This is a genomic window from Paenibacillus sp. FSL H7-689, from assembly GCF_000517905.1.
Taxonomy (GTDB): domain Bacteria; phylum Bacillota; class Bacilli; order Paenibacillales; family Paenibacillaceae; genus Paenibacillus; species Paenibacillus amylolyticus.
The window spans coordinates 14,760-36,802 of the sequence record NZ_ASPU01000003.1 but is presented as its reverse complement, the minus strand read 5'-3'; the positions used below and the strand labels follow the sequence as shown (position 1 = coordinate 36,802).

Here is a 22,043-nt window from a genome sequence, read left to right as displayed (position 1 = left end):
ATTGCTGTGTAACTAAGTTACTTCTGCTCTGGTTTCGGGTCCAGAATGGCATAACTGCCTAGCGTGGCTAATTGTGCTGTGTTCAGAAGCGCTTCATCCACTGCTGCGAGGGCTTCGCCGGCAGCTGTCATCAGCTCATCAGAGTCAACAGGTGAGGCGAAACGGAGAATGACGCGGTTCTCTCCTTTTTTGAGTTCACTCTCAGCCTTGGTTTTGTACTCATTAATGGATGCGACTTCGAGGTTATTTTGCACATAATAATCATTGGCATCGCTCTCGCCATTGAACATCGCGAGCTCGGAATCAAGCCAATAATCTTGATCCGCTATCGTTTTCTGACTTGCAGCAGTCTCATCGTTGGCATTGTACAGGAAGTATGGGATGCCGGAGTTCGTCAGGTTGTTCGTAGCATCTACATGGAACCATTCGTTACCGATTTTGACCTTGTTCCATGCATGTGGAACACCACTGGAGGCTCCCGTTACGACGATGCTTTCCAGTCCCGAGAGATCGGAGAGCAATTTGTAGACGGAGGCATAGCTGGCACATACCCCAACCCCTTTGACCAGAATACCGTATGTGGTAAACGAGTCATTGAACTGCGGATCGACATTTTTGAAGTTGTTTTGCTCCGCATTTTCCAGTGCTGCATCATCATACTTCGCGTTATCGTTCAGATAATCGTAGATGGCTTTACGTTTCTCATCTTCGTTCATACCATCCTTGATGATGGAAGCAACAACTTCGTTTGCTTTGGCAATAATCTCATCTTGCTTCTTCTGGATACCACTAGCCGATTCATTGTAATAAATGGAAAGGGTAAGTGTACCATAGTTGTATTCGAAACCTTCCACACCAAGAATCAATGGATTCTGGTACATCACTTTCAGAACAACATCTGAGAGTGTCGTGAAATTTTGAGCTTCGGGGAAAGCTTTTAACGAAATTTTATCTTGTGCCGCAATCATATTTTTGGCTAAAACTTCTTCCAAAGCGGAATCTGCATTGATCATTGCATCGCCTGTAGCAGGCTGAGGCACGGTTTCCTGATTACCTTGTTCTACATTTTGCTGTGTATTCGATTTCTGCTCATCTACCAGGTTGTCTTCTACAGCTTCTGGAGCTGGAGCAGGTGTTTCATTGGAAGCTTCTTCAGAAGCCATATCTGAAGAATTATCAGAAGTATCATCGGAAGCCTCAGTAGATAGAGGATCAGTTGCATCTTCTGAAGTCTCAGTATCGGTTGTGGACTCTGTAGTTGGAGTTTCCGAAGCCGGTGCTTCTTCTGTTTCTGTTGCAGACTCAGGTGCATCATGATTGTTGATGATTGTTGGCACGTCAGGTGCAGGAACGTAAGGTGTGTCATTCTTTGGTTCCACCAGTCCGTTGCTGGAATCGGCTACGGTTTGCTGAGAAAGTCTGTCCAGGTCTGCTTGAGTTACATTCTCTACGCGTACGTAACTTTTCAGAGCTGTTCCTTTAATATGAAAAGGAATATTTGTTTCATTGAACTCTGAAATCTCTACGCTTTTGGTATCATAGACAATGGTTTCACGAGCTAGAGAGCCGTCATTGTACTCAACTGTTGCTTTCTGAGGAAGTACATCTATATTCTTTAATTTCTCCCTATACAATTGTTCTTTCAGAGATGTTGGCAACTGGGAAGCAAGCGGAGCTGTAGGGACACCTCTGCTAAAATTGGATTCTTTGCCTCCGCCGATTGCAGTGACGTAATATTCTCCTCGTATACCATGGTTCTGAGTGGTAGTTATCATTTCATTATAAGTGCCTAGCCCGCCTTTTCCGTCTCTCAAAAAATCATTGAAAGACGTCTCTGTCGTTACCGCAATATCTAAAGGCAGACTATTACTAAAAGCGTCCTCTGCGCCAGTTAGAGGTACATTTGTATCGAAGTTGGTTAGGTCAGAACGTTTATAAATTTTATATTCGGTGGCACCTTCAACCTTGTCCCAGACCAACTTGAACCGTCTATCTTTGTCAATTTCGTATCTTAGGTTAGGTACGGGTAACTCCGATTTCACTGTAAACGGAATAATGATGGGCTGATCGAGTAGTGTTAGCTTCTCAGCATCTGGATCATAATTCAGACGAATGTAATAAATGGGGGCACCGCCCCAAGAACTTTGATCCTTGTTCATCATGGAATCTGAACTTAAAACGCCCCATCCAAGAGGCTTAATGGAAACACTATTGTCGTTTGTCTCTGGAATGGCATATACATCGCTTGCTTTGAGTGCTTTAATATCGGTATGTACACTAATAATGTCACTAGCTCGCAGGTTACTTTTACGTAAATCGGCTTTAAACTTGAACATAAATTCTTCATCCTGAGCTACGTTGTACATCGGCATGATCGCTTGTTCCGATTCAGAGCCGTATTTCTGCTTCAAACTTAAAATGGTAGAACCTTCTACTACTTCTGTAGGGTTATTTTCGGACGGACTACTCTCCTGTTCAGTACTCTGGCATCCAGCCAGTAACAGGGTGAGTGCAAACATAATGAAAAATAGACGTTTCATGATACACCGCTTTCTTGTTTTTCTGAGTTGCTCTAATGCTACGTTTCTAACACCGAAAGATTATCAAATATGGTTAAAACCCATACTCGAACCTCTTAACGGACAAACCTCCTATTAATTTCCTAATATCCTTTGCTAGTTTATGGTCATATTGACGCATTGTCAAGGTGAGAGGGTAGGTTTTAAGTCCTGTATAACAATAGAACAGTTGTAATTCTGTAGCGGGGGGACCATGTTAAAATACAAGAGTTACTACATATTTATATATATAAACGAAACATTTGAATAGGCTGGATTGGCGTATGACAGCAGAACAGATTGTCAGAACCTTTTTTGAAGAAGTCCGATCAGGCCGGAATCCTGATTATGCAAGCAGCGTCATGGCGGAACAAGTACTGGCCCATCAAGTGATATCTGAAGAAGAGGTCACAGTGACCCGAACCCCTTCCGATTATGCAGATCATGTGCGAGAAATGATCGAAGCTTACGGGGAATTTTCACTCGAAATTCAGGAGTTGCTGACGCAAGGTGATAAAGTTTATGTGCGCTGGAGACAAACGGGTACCCATATCGGCAAAGTGGACGGATACAGTCCAACCAACCTCCCGGTGATTGAAATTGCGAGTGCGGTATACCGAGTGGAAAAAGAACAAATTGCAGAGTATTGGATACAGATCGACAGGTTGGGCATCGAGAAACAATTGGAACGTAATCGGAGCTGAGTTTCTCAGCTCTTTTTTAGTTTTCAGTTCTTTGTAAGCGTTCCCGTGTTATAATGAACAAAGTTGTATACAAGTTACCTAAAACGTTTTCTGTCTTTTAACTCCATAATCTGAAAGTGAGGTTCAGTGATGATTAAAGCAACGGAAGATAATCAATATGTTGAACTAACAAGCCCGACAAGTTTACCGAAGGCATCCGGATTCCTTTGGAATGAAAAGATGATGATTCATGTGAATTGCCGGGGGTACGCGGTGGCCCAATTCATGCAGCCCGAACCTGCCAAATACTCGTACGCGCCCAACCTGGAAGCCAAGACGTTTATGCAACCGGAGCAGCCATACTATGCCCACCATCCGGGACGGTTTGTCTACATTAAAGATGAAATAAGTGGCGAAATTTTCTCCGCCCCGTATGAACCCGTTCGCAAGCAGGCGGATAGCTATACGTTCGCTGTCGGTAAACACGATATTCATTGGAAAGTGATTCAGGACGACATTTGCATCGAGATGTCCCTGCGCCTGCCGAAGGAAGATGTCATGGAGCTCTGGCGTGTGAAGGTAACCAATCTGTCTTCGAGAAAACGCAAGCTGAGTATCTACCCGTATTATACGGTCGGTTATATGTCCTGGATGAACCAATCCGGTTCATATGTGGAAGATTTGCAGGGCATTGTCTGCTCGGCGATTACGCCGTATCAGAAATATCAGGATTATAGCAAAATCAAAAATTACAGCGACAAAACCTATCTGCTTGCAGATCACCAACCGACTGGCTGGGAAGTAAATCATGAGACTTTTGAAGGCGAAGGCGGACTACATAATCCTTCGGCCCTGCAGTCGGAGACACTGGCTGGTGGAGATGCACGCTACGAGACACCTGTAGCTGTATTGCAATATAGAGTCGAACTGGAAGCGGGAGCGGAGCAGGCGTATCGATTTATCTTTGGTCCGGCTCATGATGAGACAGAGATTGAGGGCATTCGTCAGCATTATTTTGTGAAGCAGAATAAGGATGGACAGGATGGTTTCGTCGCAGCCGAACAGGAATATGCTGGTTATATTGCGGAAGGGCAAGGAAACATCCAGATTGAGACACCGGATAGCTGGTTAGATAATGTCGTGAATCACTGGCTGCCTCGCCAGATGTACTATCATGGCAAAACCAACCGTCTGACAACCGATCCGCAGACGCGGAATTATTTGCAAGATAACATGGGTATGAGCTACATTCAGCCGCAGATTGCGCGGGATGCGTTCTTGACAGCCTTGTCTCAGCAGCATATAAGCGGGGCGATGCCAGACGGCATTATTTTGCACCCGGACGCAGAACTGAAATATATTAACCAGGTTCCTCATACCGATCACTGCATCTGGCTTCCGGTCTGTATGAAGACCTATTTGGATGAAACGAATGACTATAGCATTTTGGAGGAACAGGTTGCTTTTACAGACAGTGAACAAAAGGTTTCCGTACTGGAGCATATGAATCTTGCAATGCGCTGGTTGATCCATGAGCGTGATGCGCGTGGGTTGAACTATATCAATCAGGGTGACTGGTGTGATCCGATGAACATGGTGGGGTACAAAGGCAAAGGCGTATCCGGCTGGCTGACCATTGCGTCGGCATATGCGTTTAATGTGTGGGCAGATATTGGTGAACAGGCAGGGCGTGCCGAGGTTGTAGCGGAATTCCGTCAGGAAGCCACTCAGACCAATGCGGTAGCCAATGAGTATCTGTGGGATGGGGACTGGTATGCCCGCGGAATTACGGATGATAACGTAGTGTTTGGTGTAAGCAACGACGTGGAAGGGCGCATCTATATCAATCCTCAGAGCTGGGCACTTATGAGCGGTGCTGCGGATCAGGAGAAACAGGAGAAGTTAATCCGTGCCGTAGAGGAGCAATTGGAGACGCCATATGGTGTCGAGAAGCTCGCGCCGTCTTTCACAGCAATGCGGGAAGATGTAGGCCGTGTTACGCAGAAACATCCGGGAAGTGCAGAGAATGGTGCAGTGTACAATCACGCGGCGGCGTTCTATATTTATGCGTTGTACCTGGTGGGCGAGAAGGAGAAGGCGTATCGTCTGTTGCGTAAAATGATTCCGGGCCCCGATGCCGAGGATATTCTTCAACGGGGTCAGCTACCCGTATTTATCCCGAATTATTATCGCGGAGCCTATCGTCAATTCACACGTACAGCTGGGCGCTCCAGTCATTTGTTCAACACGGGCACGGTGCCTTGGGTGTATCGTTGTCTGATCGACGGATTGTTTGGACTGCAAGGTCATGTACAAGGACTTCAAGTGCGGCCGCAGTTACCAGAAGATTGGAACGAGGCATCAGTTACGCGGTTGTTCCGCGGGGCTGAGCTGAATGTAAATATGAAGAAGGATGCAACTGTCCAGCAAATTGAGGTGCATGTTGACGGTCAACGGATTGCAGGCGACATCATCAAGAATATAGAGGCCGGCGTGAAATATGAGGTGCTGGTGAAGCTGCCTTTGTAGAAAAGCGCAAGGAGTAATGCTGAACGATGTGAAGAGTTTGGAAAATTACGAAGACAAATTAAAAACTGCCTTTCCTTTATAGAAGGAGGGCAGTTTTTGCTTTCAAGATGTTGTTTTGAATTGATACGTTTGTCAGACTGAATATGATGAAAGAATCCACAAGCTAAGCTTGATTAGCAAACACTCTATTCTTTGACTCTGTACCAATAGCTATAAATCTCTGAATAACCCAGCTTGGCGTAAAGTTTCAAGGCAGGTGCATTATTCGCAACCACTTGCAGGTAACTGGAGGTAGCACCTTGTTTTTTTGCCCAATGCAATAGATGCAAGATCATCTGTTCAGCAAGTCCCCGATTTCGAAAGTTAGCGTCTGTAATGATATCATACAACCCGATATAGCCACGTTCGATGACACCAAACCCACAAGCGACGACTTGCCCATCGATCAACAGCGAGATGAAACCTACCTGTGTGCGGATATTGTTCAACATAAGTTCCGTCGTTTCCCGTTGCAGATCATTCACCTGATTTAACCTGCAAAAATGATCCAGCCACGCTGTGGTCAACTGTTCGTCGATCTGTACAGCCTGGTGTGCAGGCTCTTTGATCTCTTCCAGGCTCCTGATCTGGATACGAGTCAGATCCACAACAGTATACCCTTTGTCTTGCAAAAGCTGGTCGAGATGATCCGGCTGAATAAACGGCGTGATTTTGAATATGGTACTTAACTGATTGGAGGCATAGATGCGCTCACATTCCTCAATCTTTTTATGCACATCCAGAGTGGAGTCGTAGATAGGTTGAACGGAGTTGGCACGTTTGGTATATCCTTTGGCAAAACGCAGTACCCAGCCGTCATATAATAAGGTGGACAAGGGTTGCCAGTGGTTAAGCGATAGTTCTTCAATGGTTTTATGTTCTGAATCTATGGTATGTGTCATATCCAACCTCCGATTTTATAATTAAATAATAATACATAATTGTGTATAAAAATACAACACAAACATATATATCGCCGAACAGTATGCATTATAGCCGGAGATGGTATACAATTTAATTTGGTTGAATGAATAACTTCAGAAGCGGAGCGCGTTATGTTAACTATAGAATTAAATAATCACAGCATTAACTGTCATATCCAATACGGTAAACGCAAGAAAGTGTCCATCACGATGGACTTACCTTATATGGTAACAATAAAAGCACCCAATGGTACCAGTGAAGACATGATCCGGCAACTTGTAGAGCAGCATGGGGATGTGATTTTGAAGAAATCCGCACTGATGCAGCGAGCGCTTGACGGTCCTCAAGCCAAGGAATACGAAGATGAGGGCAAAGGGAAGTTCCTGCTTTTTGGCAAGGAGCATGCACTGCATGACTTAATCCCTGTAGAGGGGCTGACAGAAGAAGAGCTGCGAGCGAATCTGAAGAAGTTTTATTTTGCCGAGTGTAAACGTATGATTGGGGAGCGCATCGGACGTTATCAGCAAGAGTTGAAGGTGAAGCCGAAGTCAGTAGAGATCGTAGATTCTCCCACCAAGTGGGGCAGTTGTAGCTGGGACAAAAAACTTACGTTCAATTATCGCCTGGCGATGGCGCCACTGGAAGTGATGGATTATGTCATCATTCATGAACTGTGCCATATTCACCACATGAATCATGATCGCTCCTTCTGGCGGCGGATCGGTAGCATCATGCCGGATTACAAAACAAAAGAAGATTACCTGATGCGAAATGGTCGGGCTATGACACTATAATGCCAGACACAAGCTTGTACTTAAAAAGATACATTTCTCCATTATTATTCGTAAAACCGCGAAGGTCCCACTGTTTGCAGTGAGCGGCTTCGCGGATTTTTTGTTATGTCTGGATCAGGAGTGGGTTACTTGAACGCCGTATTGTGTGAAAAAATGAGTAACCGCATCCATGTCCATTCGATCATCGAACAGATGCTCAGGATAATAGACGCCTGGAGACATAGGCTTGTCCGTTGGCATCAATAGTATCTTCTCGGCTTGAACCGCAGCGCCAAGTGCAGTCATATGGGTCTGACCAAGTGGGTCAGAGACCGTCATCGTTCGTTCAACCTCATTCCCTTTTGCATCCAATCCTTTCAATTGAATGACCAGATGATGTGCACTCCCAGTTCCTGGATTATAGAGCAACTTTCGCCGGTATGGCTTGAAACGTTCACCGCTGATCATCTTCCATACTCCAGTTTTAACCAGTCCCGTGAGTGCATAGGTAGATACTTTACTATCGAATGCAATGCGGAAGCTGGTTGAATCAATATGACTGGTATGAGGTAATGTGACGTGATCGGGTGTATCCAATCTGTAACATGGAGTCGTATACCCGTTCGGGAAATGAACTTTGATCGGATCTGTCATGGGATAGACGAGTCGATGTGTATTGGCTTCGGTTATCTGAAAAGGAATACTCATCCGGTCCATGAAGGCTGCCGAATCAGGCCCGGCCTTATCCCGCAGCGACCATAGGGCATGAATGTTTACTTCGACATGTTGCAGAGAGTTAGAAAGTATCATGGCAAAGAGTGACGCCGTTCCTGCCATCCATCCAGAGGACAGCACTACCGGAGCATGAAGCTCTTCCTGCTCTACTGTACGGATCGCTTGATTGAACACCTCAGTCCAGCGTGTTATATCGATGAGGGGAATTTTTCTCCGCACTGCCGATACCAGTAGCCGATCATCCAGATCGTTCACTGCATTAATGATTAACGATATATTTTCTCCTGCGTGAATCAGTGGATCGTTTGCATTGGTATCAACAACAACCGTTTGGACACGATTGGATGGAAAAGGTGCTGCTTTACCCGCAGAACGACCTCCCAATACCAATTCCAGATCAGGATGCCTGTCATGCAAAATGCGGGCAAGCTGTGCACCTACAGCACCATAGCCTCCTGCGATGAGAACTCTTTTTCTATTCATTCTATATACCTCCGTTGATATGTTTATGTACTTATATGTTTAAACTATTGAACATATAGAGGTGAAGAAAAGGAATGCAGTACACCAGCGCGGTATGCGCTAGCTCTGACATTCCACTTCCACGAGATGAACGAGCTGTTTGATTAATTCGATCGCATCGTTGAACTCCAGCTTGTAATACATCTCCGTACCTTTCTTCTGAACCGATAACAGCCCGGATTGACGCAATATTTTCAAGTGATGAGAGACCGTAGGGCGTGACATGGGGACATGCTCTGCAATCTGCGATACGTTCATGCTCTCTTGATCAATGAGCAGCGATATGATTCGCTGGCGAACGGGATCTCCCAAACCTTGAAGATAAGGACTTAGATTCTCGAAAATATCAATAACTTTTTGGTTACCCATCGATTCGTTCATGGCTCACTCCGTTATAATGTTTAATTGTTTAAACGTATTATAAAGCTTAGTTCACTTAAAAATCAAATTTAACATTCCAAGTTGCAGGAAAATAGCTGTTCCGCTTGTCCATTTGCAGTACAATATAAGCAAATATGCCCGTACCACGAATCCATTGATGTATCCGTGGTGGAAGGAGTCCAAGATGGCTGAGAGTAACCATTATTCGGTGCTGGTAGATGAATATATCTCGGAGTTTGCACCTGATGTACAGGTGAGATTACAGGCAATAAGACAGATTATTCGTGAAGCGGCTCCGAACGCCGAAGAGAAAATCAGTTACAAGATGCCTACGTATGCACAGCATGGGAATTTGGTTCATTTTGCCGCTTACCAGCATCATATTGGGTTTTACCCTGCTCCCAGGGGAATTCAAGCTTTCCAGGAGGAACTCTCCAAGTACAAAGGGGCTAAGGGATCTGTCCAGTTTCCGCTGGACCAGCCATTGCCGGAGGATCTGATCCGCCGGATTGTGGAGTTTCGGGTGAAAGAAAATGTGGAAAAAGCTCGGGAGAAGAAGCAGAAGAAGTAGTAAATGGTAAAAACCTGTTAGTCTACTGAAGGGGAAGTACAGATGAACAAAGCACTAATCGTGTTGGATGTGCAGTATGGGATCAAGTCATTGAAGGATTTCACAGTTCAGTTGGGCAAGATTGAAGCGGTTATCGCTGATTTTGAACAGCAACATGAGCCAATCATATACATGAAACATGTAGATTACGATCAGGAGGGTTCTTCACTGTTCTATAAAAATGTTGAGAACCTGGAAATTATAATGGGTACCGGTCAGTATCCTGTTATGGAGAAAAGCAAACCAAGTGCCTTCAGCAATCCGGAGCTAAGAACTTGGCTACATGAGCATCAGGTAGAACATGTATTTATTGTTGGATTCAACATGGAATATTGTTGTCTGTTTACGGCAATCACTGCGGAACACGAAGGGTTTAAGGTAACCTTGATTGAGGACGCAACAGGTTCGGTGAACACAGCGGAGACGTATGAGATGCCGGGTCTGGACATTCAGGATTTTGTCGGTTCGATTTTGAATTGGTCGAATTGTATTGAAGTTTTATATGTGGATGAGTATAAAGAAATGTATCGTATCTAGCGTGGTTTACATGTGACGCCTGAGATTTGAGTATGGTATAATAAGAGCAGATTAGACGTAAAATGCAAAGAGAGCCGTGCTGGTAACACGACTCCTCCGAGCAATAGCCGCTTTTAAGGGCGGTGGGCTTCGGTAACATAAGGGCACGATGAAATAGACCGCATTCCTTTGCTACGGGGGCGGTCTATTTGTGTGTATTGGACAGAATAAGGCATTCCTTGTCAACATCACAGTGTGCATTTTAGTTTGGAGGAGAATTCGTATGATCAAGGTTCATTTATCTCGTATTATGGGTGAGAAAAGAATTAATATTGCTGATTTATCCCGACTAACCGGATTACATAGAAATGGGATTGCCAAATTATATAATGAAGAAACCGATGGTGTGAAGTTCGATACGCTGAATCGAATATGTGAGGCTTTGGATTGTGACATCCAGGATATCATTGAGTTTATCAAGGACGAGAAGTGATCTTCAACATTTAGCTAAGGCCCTATACTTTTAAAAAATTGGACATATAGACCGTTACCTTATCGAAGGGACGGTTTTTTTCTGTTTGTATACACATACTGAGCTGCACTGATCGAAAGCGTTACTCCTTTTCAGCGATTTTTCAGCCAGAGCCATTATAATACTCACGGAATCCTGTAATCGAAAAGGAGTTTTTGCATGTCTAAGGTGCTGCATAAGTCGTTTTATCTCATTTTGCTCGTGTTTGTTGCGGTGTTTATTGCTTCGTCCTTGTTGGTACGGGCACAGTACAACTATGCCTTGTATGGGGACAATCCCATTTTGGGCATGCAGCAGTGGAGTATTTTTCTCCCGGTCATTCTTTTGCTTCTTGGTTCAGGTGTCGGGTTATATGCTCTATGTCTGAAGCTGAACAAATACAGCCCGAAGGTTGTCATTCCGATTGTGCTGTTATGTTCTCTCGTCATTCAGATCATCATCATTTTTGTATTTCCGAGAGTGCCCACCGATGATTCACAGACCGTTCTTTCACTTGCTATGAACATGCTGTATGACCAAGACTACTCTTCGTTTGAAACGGGTGGTTATCTGCACATGTTCCCGTTTAACTATTCGATCGTGTTGTATCTGAAGACATTGCTGTACCTGTTCCCGGACAACTATCTGGTCATCAAACTATTTAATATTTTGTTTTCAACGTTAACAACGTTCATGATTTATCTTATCTACAAACAAGTGAACGACAGATCCACGGAACGTGATTACGGTGTGTTGATCTTTGCAGCAACGTACCTGCCTTCCTTGTTCCTGAACAACCTGATCTATAACGATGTGATTGCCACAGCTTTTCTGACATCGTGTTTATACTTTGTTCTTCGTTTTGTACGTGAAAAGTCTTGGAAAACCATCGTCATTGCCGCCGTTTTTCTCGCGATGGGCAATTACTTCCGAAGCATTGGCGTGATCGTGCTGATCGCTGCCATCATATATATCCTGCTGAATTTACGGAGCATTGGAATGAAGAAAGTCATCATTTCCATCGGTGTGCTGGGTATGTTGTTTAATGTACCAACCTGGACTCAGAATGCGGTTCTTCAATCCTCCGGTGTTGTGAGCGAATCTGTCGGAGAGAATGCTGCACCGGTCTATATGTGGCTGAATATGGGCATTAATCTGGAGCGTTTTGGCTTCTGGGACAATATGGAGAGTTATCAGATCTATCAGAGGCAGGCCAACTACAATAAGGCTGAGAGCGCAACATTGTTCAAACAAGAGATCAGCAACAAGCTGTCTGAAGCAAGTGCAAGTGACTTGGTGCAGATGTATTACAAAAAGATTATATGGACCTGGACCGAAGGAACGTACCAAATGGACCGATACGGAATCGGCAATGAAAGTTCCTTGGGTGCCGGAAGAGGAAGGGGAGGTGGAATCGCAGGCTCCTACAGTTACACCAATGCGATAACAGAACTGTTGCAAGGGGATTCGGCTTATCGGACAGGTTTGCTCTGGATTGTATATGTGATGAATTTCTTGATGTACTGTTTTATTTTCATCCGGTTGGTCGGTGGAATTCGTCATAAACGGTATGATGAAGTCTCCTTAATCCTGGTCATTCTCGGATTCATCGGATTTTATATTCTGTGGGAGATTAAGTCCAGATACATCTACCCTGTATATCCGTTGTTGGTTGTGCTGTCCTATATGGGTTTCAAAGATACGTATGACTTCATATTCCATCGTAAAGGTACCTTGGAGAAATATTCCCAGAGAAAAAGGTGATCATATGCGAAAAAATAAATATTTTACATCGGTTACGCTACTCCTACTGCTGGGATGTTCGGTTATGCTAACGGCTTGCGATGTGATAACCGCTCAGAATATTACCAAGACCAGTTCTGCGCAAGGCATGAACGGTGGTGGTATGCCGAATGGTGGTGGCCTGGGAATGAATGGAGGAACACCGAGAGGTGGAAGAGGCACCGCGGGCATGAATGATAGATCAGGCAGTCCTGGCATGACGCAGGGGATGATGAATGACAACATTACTGGTAGAGTCATCTCCGTGAATGGAAACACAGTTACGCTGGCGTTACTTGAGGTGCAGGACAACTCATCCCCAAGCATGGAGTGGAAGGATACCGGAATGGAGATGAAATTGAATATAAGTGATGATGTTGTTATCACTGAAGGTATGGGGACGCCGGGCTCGGGCAATTCCAGCTCACGTGCGAATTCGTCCATTCAAGTGTCTGATCTTCAAAAAGAAAACATCGTGATGGTGTGGTATAAGGACAACACCGAGACGGTGGAACGGGTGAGGGTTGTCCAGTAAAAAATGATGGGATTATCGTCATTTTGTAATTGCTTACATTTGGCTTATCGGCTATTATGGTAACAACTGGTTTTTTGAAGGGAGTGAGCGTCATGAAACGACGGTCTAAGATGGTATGTTCTATTACTACAATGAAGGTAAGCATAAACTGAATAATTCCGGCAGACCATTCAGATGCAGGGTGAAAACATCCAGTTTCCCAGTCCGATCTGAGATCTGCCGATATATAGGGATATAACTGCTCATTTTTTCTGGCGTATGCGAGGTTTATTTGCTTGTGCAAATTTCTCATACACTCAGAATTTTTAAAAGCCGCAGGCATAGCCTGCGGCTTTTTGCGCGCAAAAATAGGCATTCGGTGGTTACAAGCAATGCACCTAAAACGATCAAAAAGGAGAAATGTCCATGTTAAAATTAAAATATTTATTCCAAAATAAAGACCTTGCCGAGATGATTCTAAAGAATTGGAGTTATGATCCTGAGTCGCTGGATATGTTTCAGTATTATCGCATATCCTCCAATGCCGTGTATCCGTTCAGAGATCAGGGGGAAGTGAGATTGCTTCGTTTTGCCCCGGTAGAGGAAAAAAATCAAATCAACCTTAGCGCGGAATTGGATTTCCTCCGTTATCTTCGAACGAATCAGTATGGAGCCATGGAGACTGTACCTTCTCATTCAGGGACGGAACTTGTAGAGGCTCACACCCCATGGGGAACGTACTATGCTTCCGTATTCAAGCGAGTATCTGGATCGCAGTTAGGAAGCATTGATTTGAATGACTCCATCCTGTACAGCTATGGTCAGGCATTGGGTGAGCTGCATCATCTATCGCGCGCATTCATGCCTGAGCAGAAGGAGGAACGCTGGACCTATACGGATGTTTTGGATTGGATGCAGGAGATCCTGAAGGGTTTTTCTGGTGAAACGGCTGCTTTGAATGAGGTGGAGTTTCTTCGAACGTATTTTGCGACTTGGCCGATGACCCAGCAAAATTTCGGTCTCATCCACTACGATTTTGAACTGGACAATGTCTTCTATGACGAAGGTAACCAGTCTTGTTATGCCATTGATTTTGATGACTCGATGTATCACTGGTACGCAATGGACGTGGAACAGAGTCTGGATAGTCTACGTGAGGAGATCGAGCCTGAACAATGGGAGCAGAAGAATCAATTGTTCCTGAACGGGTATTGGTCCAAGGTGGGAGAACGTTATGATCTGGAGAGTATGTTCCCCGCTTGTCGTCGTTTTGCCAACTTGTACGGTTATGTGCGTATGCTTCGATCTGTTGCAGAGCAGTGGTCATATGAGCCGGAGTGGATGAGCGGACTAAGAGCGAGGTTAGCGAGGATAATGACAGAAAAGGCAGAGCAATTCGGTTATCCGATTTAATTTCTAGTGCAGCCGACGCTTCTCCAATTCCATAAAAATATGTCATGTTCACACCAGAAATAATATGTTTCGAGAAAAAAAACCAACTGGAAATTCCATGTAGAATTCCTAAGCTGGTTTTTTACATGTTACTCGGTATAATCACTTATCGCAGTATGCCCCGCTTCTACACTGATCCAGTAGGCATAATCTTCGCGCACGTCCACATAGAGGTTAAGTTCCTTTGCATCAAGGTTACTTAGCGTTAGTTTAAAATTGCCATAGGCATCTGTTGTAACCTGTTGCGTCTGGATGTGCTCTACAGCAGGCGAAGGACCATGGATTTTGATCGGCATCGTCTGGTTGGCATACGCCGGGAACGTACCTTGAAGGACCAGTGTGTGATCGGCGGAATATACTGCTTTCATGGTCTGATCCGGTAGTCCGCCGTTCTTTTCATTCTCGGTAGCTTCAGTGACATTCTTCGGCCTGCTCCATAGTTCGAAGCTTTTTTCCTTCAGGTTCTGGAGAAAAACAACGGCCTCTGCCCGGGTCAAGGATTCTTGTCCCGCATAACCTTGCACCGTAGCTGCGGTTTTGCCTGAAGAGTATCCCATGTTCAGCAGATACCGGATGGCATCTTCATCTTGGGTATAATTCTTACCGCCAAGCCCCGCCACGATTACGGCTACTTCTGTTCGGTTCAAGGCACGATTGCGCAGCTTCGGATTCTGTTTGCTGGCATCCAGTTTCAGATTCAACGCGGAAGCATAGGTGTAGTAACGATCACTCCAGATGTTTCCTTTGATAGCTTGTCCCTCTGCAGCATCGATGCTCTGAATGACATGGGAATTCGCATACAGCTTGAACAACATGGAGAGGAATTCGGCTTCACTCACCTGATTGTTGGGTTTGAACGTTCCATCCTCGTATCCACTGACCATCTCCTGTTGAACGGCCCATTGAATGGCATCTTTCGCCCAATGTGTACGGACATCAGTTAATTGGGGAATTCCCGTTACCGTAACAGAGACAACCGCTTCTTTCCCTTCAAAACGAATCCGAATTTCGGCTTTACCAGCCTGAAGTCCAATGATTTTTCCATCCTTGATGACAATGCGATCTGACGTCGTGGTGAAGGAAACGTTAGACTGTGGAACATAGGATGTTCCGTTATCATTCACGGCAGTGATTGAAGGCAGATCAATCTGTTCTCCTGTTCGGACTTTCAGGTTTGGTTGTCCTGGCGTTATACGGGTAAGTGTTGTATCTTGAACACCGTCCACATGGAAGAAACGTGTGGAGTATGAGATTTCCGCTGCTGTACCGTTTTTCTTTTGCAGACCTGTAATTCGAATGTTGAACGTATCGCCGTTCTTTAACAATTGCACATCGTCGGGACGGAAGATAATGGCGTAGCCATATCCATATCCACCTGTCTCTACATTGAAATAGGCTTGATTAAACCATTGTTTATCCGCAGGGTCCACGTTGTAATAACCGGTTGGAAAGCCACTGTTCTGTTTCTTGGCATTAAAGGTCCACGTACGTTGATCGGAAGTCCGAGTCATCTCGACCTGTACCTCAGATAGTGATGGTTTCGCAAATACATCTGTATTCAGTTGAACAGACCAGGCCTGTGTACTGCCAAAAGCTTCGATTGGAAAAGCTCCCTGATTCGGGAACAGGCTGTAGTTGAACGAAGTTCCCCCCGTTCTGCTTTTATCAAATACCTGCATGGCACTATAGTACTGATCATATGTCTTGCCTGCTTCACTACGAGTGGCGAGTCCAAATCCGATTCGTTGCAGTTGTGGACTCAAAATCCAGCGCCTGTGACCCAATCGATCAATATTGGAGGCATCCGAATCATTCATATAGGCCTGAATGCTGTTTGTCAGGACGTTATTCTTTGCACTGCTGGTAACGTACAGATTGGAGCTGCTGGCAGACTTTGAACCGGTGTCAAAGAAATCCTTTGGCATATCTCCTGGCTGTTTTGGAGAATGGGACAGGTATCCACCCGTGGAGACCACAACAGCCCCATGCTGGGCTTGACGATTCAATGCCGGATCAAGGACAAGATCGCCCTGTAGACCCGTGATAAAACGATAAAAGTTGGCTGCGTTCAGCCCTTGTTCCAGATAGGCGTCACTTACCACACCAGCAGAGTAGGGAGCACTTGTCGAAGGTGTCTTTGTATACAGGGGAGATGTATCATTGCCATTCATCCACTGATTCCACTTTTGAACGATCTCCTGCTGACTTCGCTCAGGTAACAAACTGTCGATCTGTTCCGCATGTGCAGCTTGAGCACCCCATAACAGAAACAGCAACCCTGCCAAGGGCAGAGTGAACAGTGAATGCATTTTATTTTTCCGGTAAACCATGTTTCCAACCCCTCTCATATCTGAACGTACGAAGAACATATGCATGTTCAGCATTATGGTATATTCATCGACATTACAGCTGGTTTTGCTTAGAGCCAGGCATGAGAGCATAAGGCCGAGCATGTGAAGGAGGATGTTTGAATTAGGGAGTTGGTGGTTCACTTGTTGAAAAAAGAGCACAGGCCACCCCGCTGATTGGGGACAGCTTATGCTCTTTCAACATATGTATCTACTTTTTAGTCGAGACTCAGGTCGAAATCAGGCTCACACATATAATCTAATGGGTACAGATCATCTCGTGCCGAGATTAATGCACGGAAATGCAGATCCCTGATACCGTGCCCAGTTGCACTTTCATCTGAGCGATTGGAGACAAGTTCAGCTACCACAAAAACGTCTTCTGCGATGTTACATTTAAAAAGAACATTTTTCGGATGAATGACTTCCTCCAGGTAACTGTACGTCATCACGTGAAATACTTGTCCGCACCAGTTTGTCTTGATCACTTTATAGGACTTTGTGCGAACCAGATCCAAATAACGCTCCAGCTGGAACATATGCTCGAATTGCGTAATATAACCTTTTTTATCTACATCAATCGTAAATTCGACATCATAGCTCACTTGCATTTCATCTTTATAAGTTCCGATCATGATCTTCATGGCGTCAAAGTGTGAGCCGAATGCTGGATCTTCCACATAGGGAATGGTAATGAGATCGGGGTCAACATATTCTGTGATCTTACTGTTACTGGAAGGTGGGGTGTAATACTTCGATGGCTGAAGATCAATCGATCCAATCATGCTTCCAGGAAAACCGGGGCTGCAAGTTATTCGCATAGTCATCTCCTTCGTTGTTGGTCAGTAGTTAGACGAACGAGTAACAATAAAGTTGCACCAGAATAAGGAAATCAAGGATGAAGCCAGTAGTTCGCACGCCTGAGTAAATTTGGATCAGAGCCAATGTATTAATACTTCTTTTTTGAAATTTTGTTATATTCAGAAAAATATACTTCTATGCTTTTGATCTTTTACTATCCAAATTTCGTTAATTGTTTATAGAGGGGGTGAGGGAGCGTTGAATGATGAAGAGCTTATTCAAGAGATTCGCGAAGGTAGCCGTGCTGCCATGGAAGTACTGGTGAAGCGGCACTATCAGTCGATATTTGCTTATGTTTACCGGAAAACCGGAGAGTACCATACTGCTTATGATCTAACACAAGAGGTATTTGTAAAAATGATGAATTCCTTTGACAAGTATCAGAACACAGGTAAATTCAGTCACTGGCTACTGAAGATTGCAGTGAACCATTGTAGAGATTATTATCGTGGGCGGGAGTTCAAGCAGCAACAAAGAGAGAGTGAATTAACTGAGGATGCGTTCCCTGCCAGTGAACAACAGAATGTTTGGAATATTTTTCATAAGCGATTTCAGAATGAGCAAGTCAGGCGCGCAGTATTAAGTTTGCCTGATCACCAGCGAGATGCAGTCATACTAAACTATTACAATGGATTGAAGATCAGGGAAGTTGCTGAACTTACGGGAACCAACGAATCGACCGTGAAGTCGCGCATTCGATTGGGGATAACGAAATTAAAGGAGATTATTGTGGGAGGTGAACGGGATGAAAAGCAGAGGAAACGGAGATGAACTGAATCCTGTAACAGAGTTGGAAATAGAAGAGTACAACGAAATTGCTTCATATCTGGATGAGTATCCGGTCGAATTTCCATCCGAGATGGAGATTGACAAGACAATTAGAATACTGGATACATATATGCCAGATCCCATGAATGCTCACCTGAAACAAAAATCATCTGGGAATTCAGTCAAGGAATTGTTCCAGTTAGTTTATGGTGAGGTTGCTGTCTTCCACAAATCTTACTGGTTAGTTTGTTCAATGCTCTTGTTGTTCGGCTATTGGCTAGGTACTCACAGTACGACAGACCCGTACATGAGTGTGCTCTTTATAGTTCCTGTTCCATTTGTACTTGGTTTGCTAGAAGTTTTTAAAGGTCGAGATCAAGGATTAATGGAAATCGAACTGACCTGCAAAATCACGGCACAGCAACTGATGCTTACCCGTCTAATCGTAGTACTTATTGGGAATATGGCGTTTGTTGTTTTGCTTAATTTACTTATATCAAGCGAAAAAGATGTTTCCATATCATGGAGTGCTATCGGCCTCTCGTATACACAGCTTATGATAGCAGCAGGTACAAGTCTATGGCTTGCGATGCGTGTCAGAGGTGGGACAGCCGTCAGTATCTTTTTAATTGTATGGTTCGCGCTGGTTTGGCTTGTACTAAGTAATCCCGAATTGAAGACTCTACTTCAATCGATCCAGCCCACAGTACTTATAGCAATGGCTCTATGCGGAGTTTTACTATTAATCAGTCAGATCTATGAGATGGCAAGGAAATATACATCACAGACAGAAAGAGGTTACTCCTTTGATACTGACCATGGATAACGTATCCAAGAAATACAAGAACAAGTTGGCTGTAAAAGAAGTCTCACTAGAACTATCCAGTGGTGGTGTTTACGGTCTTCTTGGGCCGAATGGAGCAGGGAAGACAACATTGCTTCGCATGATTGTAGACATTTCCAAGCCCACGTCTGGACAAATTTTGTTGAACGGGCAGTCTATCCAAAACATGGGAGACCGTTATCGAAGTTTGTTGGGCTACATGCCCCAGCGATTTGGATTTTATAACCGATTCGGTGCTTATAAATTTCTCATGTATATGTGCTCTTTGAAAGGGATCGGTATTAGTCAAGCTTCAGCACGTGTGCAGGAAACGCTAGTGACGGTGGGCCTTGAAAATCAAGCACAACATAAAATCCGCACATTCTCCGAAGGAATGAAGCAGCGATTGGGAATTGCCCAAGCTTTGTTGAATGATCCACAAATTTTGATTCTTGACGAACCTACAGCTGGATTGGACCCCAAAGAGCGCATTCGATTTCGTAACATTATCGGCGAGCTGGGAAGAGATCGTATTGTAATGTTATCTACGCATATCATTTCTGATTTGGAGTTTTCATGTAAGGAGATGATTTTGTTGAATGAAGGGCAGCTCATCGCCCATAATACTCCGGAAGAGATTATGAACCGGATGAAAAATAACGTATGGAAAGCGAAATTAAATCCGCAGCAACTTGCTGATCTTACCTCTCATTTCAAAGTAAGTGGTTTGTCTTATGAGTCTGATGGAATCGTAGCCAGAATACTGGCCAAAGAACAGCCTGTCCCGCAAGCCGTACGAGAATCACCTCGGCTTGAAGATGTATATATGCACTATTTTGGAGAGGAGACGAAGTCTTGATTCGTTTAACTCAATTCGAGTTTTATAAAATTATAACGCGTAAAAGTATTGGCATAGCATTGTCTATTTTAATTGTTTTTCTAGTCGTATACTCATTTTGGAGGCATCCTGGGATAATGGATGGTTCCGCCTTTTACAAACCTTATGAAGGTGCTATTACAACAGAGAAGGTAAAAGTCGCACATAATCAATATGATTCCATTTGGGATAGTACCAAAGGTAGATACCAATATGGTGCATTGTACGATATTGTGTTTTTTTCTCCAGAGGCGATTAAGAACAGTACACGATATGATGATCATGGCAACATCATGGAGCGAACAGTGAATGTATCCGAAATATATTATAATAAACCTTGGGGTTACCTACTGGAATACATTGATCAATTCGGTGTAGTTTTTATGATGATTATAATTCTGCTAGGGTTGGCTCCGGTATTTACCGAAGAATATGTACTAGGTACAGCATCATTACTGCGTAGCAGCAAAAGAGGAAAAAGCAAGCTTGTATCAGCAAAATGCATTGCTTCCATATTGTACGTTGTAATGTGTGCCGTTTTATTTACTGGTGTAAACTTGGTTTTATATTGGTTAAGGTTTGGTAATCTGGCTGGGGCGGATACTTCCATACAGAGCGTGGGCATGTATGTTTACAGCTTTGATTATGAGTTCTCACCGTATACTTTTACTGCTTTTCAATATTATTTAGTTCAATTGTTTACTCATATAGCAGGTAGCTTGGTCTTTGCATCTATTGTTTTACTGGTATCGGTCCTCAGTTCTACATCCTTTATAGCTATAATTACGAATACTGTGATAGTAGGTCTGCCATACTTGGCCTTTGACGTATTAAATTTGGAATCCGTGTCATTAAAATGGGTCGAAAAATTTTCGATAAGTACCATGATACGGGTAACAGGGCTTTATCAAACACCAATAAACTATTCCTTATTTGGGCTGAATATGTCTTATTTAACCTTATATATAGTTGTGATGGCTTTCATGACTGTTTCGACTATACTTGCCACATATCGTATATTCCATAGCCGGGAAGTGTTTTCTTAAGTGAAGCTATGAGTGATTCCTTTTAGAGATATGGTTCGCAGTCACTGCGGACTTTTTTTATTTGCAGGAGTACTGGCACTATTTCCAATCTACTTACTCTTTTGATACAGTAACTGTAGGACATATCGGAGGTATATATCATGTATGGGACAATGTTTTCATAATGGGTCATGGAGAACCGTGCCCCATATCGCTCTCGGAGAGGAGTCCATCTAATGAATGTGAATGAACATGTGATCGAACAACAGTCCCTTACCTTTGTGGGCATCAAACGAACGTTCTCTTGTGTGGATGGTGAGAATTTAATAGAAATTCCTAAGATGTGGCAGGATGCTTTGGCAGACGGCATTGAGGAACGTTTAAACGGGTTCAACAACGGAGCTATTCCCGGTCTGGTGGGCATCTGTGTAGATCAGCGAGAGCTGCATGACAATCAAATGGAGTATTGGATTGCTACCTCTTACTCAGGTGAAGTGCCTGAAGGTTTGGTGTCCATCGAACTTCCCACCTCCCATTGGGTTGTATTTGAAGCGAATGAATTAAAGCCGGAGGCGATACAACGGTTGTGGCACCATATTATGACAGAGTGGTTTCCTTCCACTTCATATAAGCATGCAGGTATTCCAGAACTTGAAGTGTACAGAGGTCACGGCACACCTCCCCAAGTCTGGATACCTGTGGTTGTTCAAAAAGTCCGTTTTTGATTACGAAGGATGCCTGGAGGCATCATCAGCATCGAATATGGCATTCAGCCGAAATGTCCGTTGCTCACGTAGTTTCCCTACGCTCCG

The 22,043-nt window shown here is 44.1% G+C and carries 20 protein-coding genes; 14 read left to right on the top strand and 6 right to left on the bottom strand.

Going from position 1 to position 22,043, the window contains the following annotated elements; translation table 11 throughout:
- Window positions 1-17 precede the first annotated feature (17 nt).
- Window positions 18-2,540 carry a transglutaminase domain-containing protein gene (locus C170_RS29885; RefSeq protein ID WP_051446943.1) on the bottom strand — a complete coding sequence of 841 codons (2,523 nt, stop codon included), beginning with the start codon at window positions 2,538-2,540 and terminating at the stop codon, window positions 18-20.
- 302 nt (window positions 2,541-2,842) lie between these two features.
- Here C170_RS29885 and C170_RS01820 point away from each other — a divergent pair, with 302 nt between their 5' ends.
- The gene (locus C170_RS01820) at window positions 2,843-3,262 is read left to right on the top strand and encodes an ester cyclase (protein ID WP_036605991.1); all 420 of its coding nucleotides are present in this window, start codon (window positions 2,843-2,845) and stop codon (window positions 3,260-3,262) included.
- A 129-nt stretch (window positions 3,263-3,391) separates the two neighbouring features.
- Window positions 3,392-5,770, top strand: a complete 2,379-nt coding sequence (locus C170_RS01815; RefSeq protein WP_036605990.1) for a GH36-type glycosyl hydrolase domain-containing protein — start codon at window positions 3,392-3,394, stop codon at window positions 5,768-5,770.
- A gap of 185 nt (window positions 5,771-5,955) precedes the next feature.
- On the opposite strand, the gene C170_RS01810 is transcribed toward C170_RS01815, so the two are convergent.
- Window positions 5,956-6,711 (bottom strand): GNAT family N-acetyltransferase, encoded by a 756-nt coding sequence (locus C170_RS01810; RefSeq protein WP_036605989.1) that lies wholly within the window; start codon window positions 6,709-6,711, stop codon window positions 5,956-5,958.
- 153 nt (window positions 6,712-6,864) lie between these two features.
- Here C170_RS01810 and C170_RS01805 point away from each other — a divergent pair, with 153 nt between their 5' ends.
- The gene (locus C170_RS01805; RefSeq protein ID WP_036605988.1) at window positions 6,865-7,527 is read left to right on the top strand and encodes a M48 family metallopeptidase; all 663 of its coding nucleotides are present in this window, start codon (window positions 6,865-6,867) and stop codon (window positions 7,525-7,527) included.
- Window positions 7,528-7,641: 114 nt separating this feature from the next.
- Here C170_RS01805 and C170_RS01800 read toward each other — a convergent pair whose 3' ends face one another.
- Both C170_RS01800 and C170_RS01795 read right to left on the bottom strand, forming a co-directional pair.
- Window positions 7,642-8,724, bottom strand: coding sequence for a saccharopine dehydrogenase (locus tag C170_RS01800; protein ID WP_036605986.1), 1,083 nt, complete (start codon window positions 8,722-8,724; stop codon window positions 7,642-7,644).
- A gap of 99 nt (window positions 8,725-8,823) precedes the next feature.
- Window positions 8,824-9,144 carry an ArsR/SmtB family transcription factor gene (locus tag C170_RS01795; protein ID WP_036605985.1) on the bottom strand — a complete coding sequence of 107 codons (321 nt, stop codon included), beginning with the start codon at window positions 9,142-9,144 and terminating at the stop codon, window positions 8,824-8,826.
- A gap of 184 nt (window positions 9,145-9,328) precedes the next feature.
- Between C170_RS01795 and C170_RS01790 the strand changes: the two genes are divergently transcribed.
- The 6 genes from C170_RS01790 (at window position 9,329) to C170_RS01765 (ending at window position 14,490) form a co-directional block, all read left to right on the top strand.
- Window positions 9,329-9,715 carry an iron chaperone gene (locus C170_RS01790; protein ID WP_036605984.1) on the top strand — a complete coding sequence of 129 codons (387 nt, stop codon included), beginning with the start codon at window positions 9,329-9,331 and terminating at the stop codon, window positions 9,713-9,715.
- 42 nt (window positions 9,716-9,757) lie between these two features.
- Window positions 9,758-10,291 carry an isochorismatase family protein gene (locus tag C170_RS01785; protein WP_036605983.1) on the top strand — a complete coding sequence of 178 codons (534 nt, stop codon included), beginning with the start codon at window positions 9,758-9,760 and terminating at the stop codon, window positions 10,289-10,291.
- 262 nt (window positions 10,292-10,553) lie between these two features.
- Window positions 10,554-10,763, top strand: coding sequence for a helix-turn-helix domain-containing protein (locus C170_RS01780; RefSeq protein ID WP_036605982.1), 210 nt, complete (start codon window positions 10,554-10,556; stop codon window positions 10,761-10,763).
- 198 nt (window positions 10,764-10,961) lie between these two features.
- Window positions 10,962-12,545: a glycosyltransferase family 39 protein gene (locus tag C170_RS01775; protein WP_036605981.1), complete on the top strand. Its 1,584-nt coding sequence runs from the start codon at window positions 10,962-10,964 to the stop codon at window positions 12,543-12,545.
- Window positions 12,546-12,549: 4 nt separating this feature from the next.
- Window positions 12,550-13,098: a hypothetical protein gene (locus C170_RS01770; RefSeq protein ID WP_155985008.1), complete on the top strand. Its 549-nt coding sequence runs from the start codon at window positions 12,550-12,552 to the stop codon at window positions 13,096-13,098.
- Window positions 13,099-13,503: 405 nt separating this feature from the next.
- On the top strand, window positions 13,504-14,490 hold the full coding sequence (locus C170_RS01765) for a phosphotransferase enzyme family protein (protein WP_036605979.1): 987 nt from the start codon (window positions 13,504-13,506) through the stop codon (window positions 14,488-14,490).
- A 128-nt stretch (window positions 14,491-14,618) separates the two neighbouring features.
- On the opposite strand, the gene C170_RS01760 is transcribed toward C170_RS01765, so the two are convergent.
- Window positions 14,619-16,859 carry an S-layer homology domain-containing protein gene (locus C170_RS01760; RefSeq protein WP_036605978.1) on the bottom strand — a complete coding sequence of 747 codons (2,241 nt, stop codon included), beginning with the start codon at window positions 16,857-16,859 and terminating at the stop codon, window positions 14,619-14,621.
- A 236-nt stretch (window positions 16,860-17,095) separates the two neighbouring features.
- On the bottom strand, window positions 17,096-17,698 hold the full coding sequence (locus C170_RS01755; protein WP_036605977.1) for a hypothetical protein: 603 nt from the start codon (window positions 17,696-17,698) through the stop codon (window positions 17,096-17,098).
- A 238-nt stretch (window positions 17,699-17,936) separates the two neighbouring features.
- On the opposite strand from C170_RS01755, the gene C170_RS01750 reads away from it, so the two are divergent.
- The 5 genes from C170_RS01750 to C170_RS01730 all read left to right on the top strand — a co-directional run bounded on the left by C170_RS01750 (window position 17,937) and on the right by C170_RS01730 (window position 21,956).
- The gene (locus tag C170_RS01750; protein WP_036605976.1) at window positions 17,937-18,509 is read left to right on the top strand and encodes an RNA polymerase sigma factor; all 573 of its coding nucleotides are present in this window, start codon (window positions 17,937-17,939) and stop codon (window positions 18,507-18,509) included.
- Complete coding sequence (locus tag C170_RS01745) at window positions 18,484-19,332, top strand: hypothetical protein (protein WP_036605975.1); 849 nt, start codon at window positions 18,484-18,486, stop codon at window positions 19,330-19,332. The genes C170_RS01750 and C170_RS01745 overlap by 26 nt, the downstream gene beginning before the upstream one ends.
- Complete coding sequence (locus C170_RS01740) at window positions 19,313-20,188, top strand: ABC transporter ATP-binding protein (RefSeq protein WP_036605974.1); 876 nt, start codon at window positions 19,313-19,315, stop codon at window positions 20,186-20,188. Before C170_RS01745 ends, C170_RS01740 begins: the two co-directional genes overlap by 20 nt.
- Complete coding sequence (locus C170_RS01735; RefSeq protein WP_036605973.1) at window positions 20,185-21,252, top strand: ABC transporter permease; 1,068 nt, start codon at window positions 20,185-20,187, stop codon at window positions 21,250-21,252. The genes C170_RS01740 and C170_RS01735 overlap by 4 nt, the downstream gene beginning before the upstream one ends.
- Window positions 21,253-21,467: 215 nt before the next feature.
- Complete coding sequence (locus C170_RS01730) at window positions 21,468-21,956, top strand: GyrI-like domain-containing protein (protein WP_036605972.1); 489 nt, start codon at window positions 21,468-21,470, stop codon at window positions 21,954-21,956.
- The last annotated feature ends 87 nt before the right edge of the window (window positions 21,957-22,043 follow it).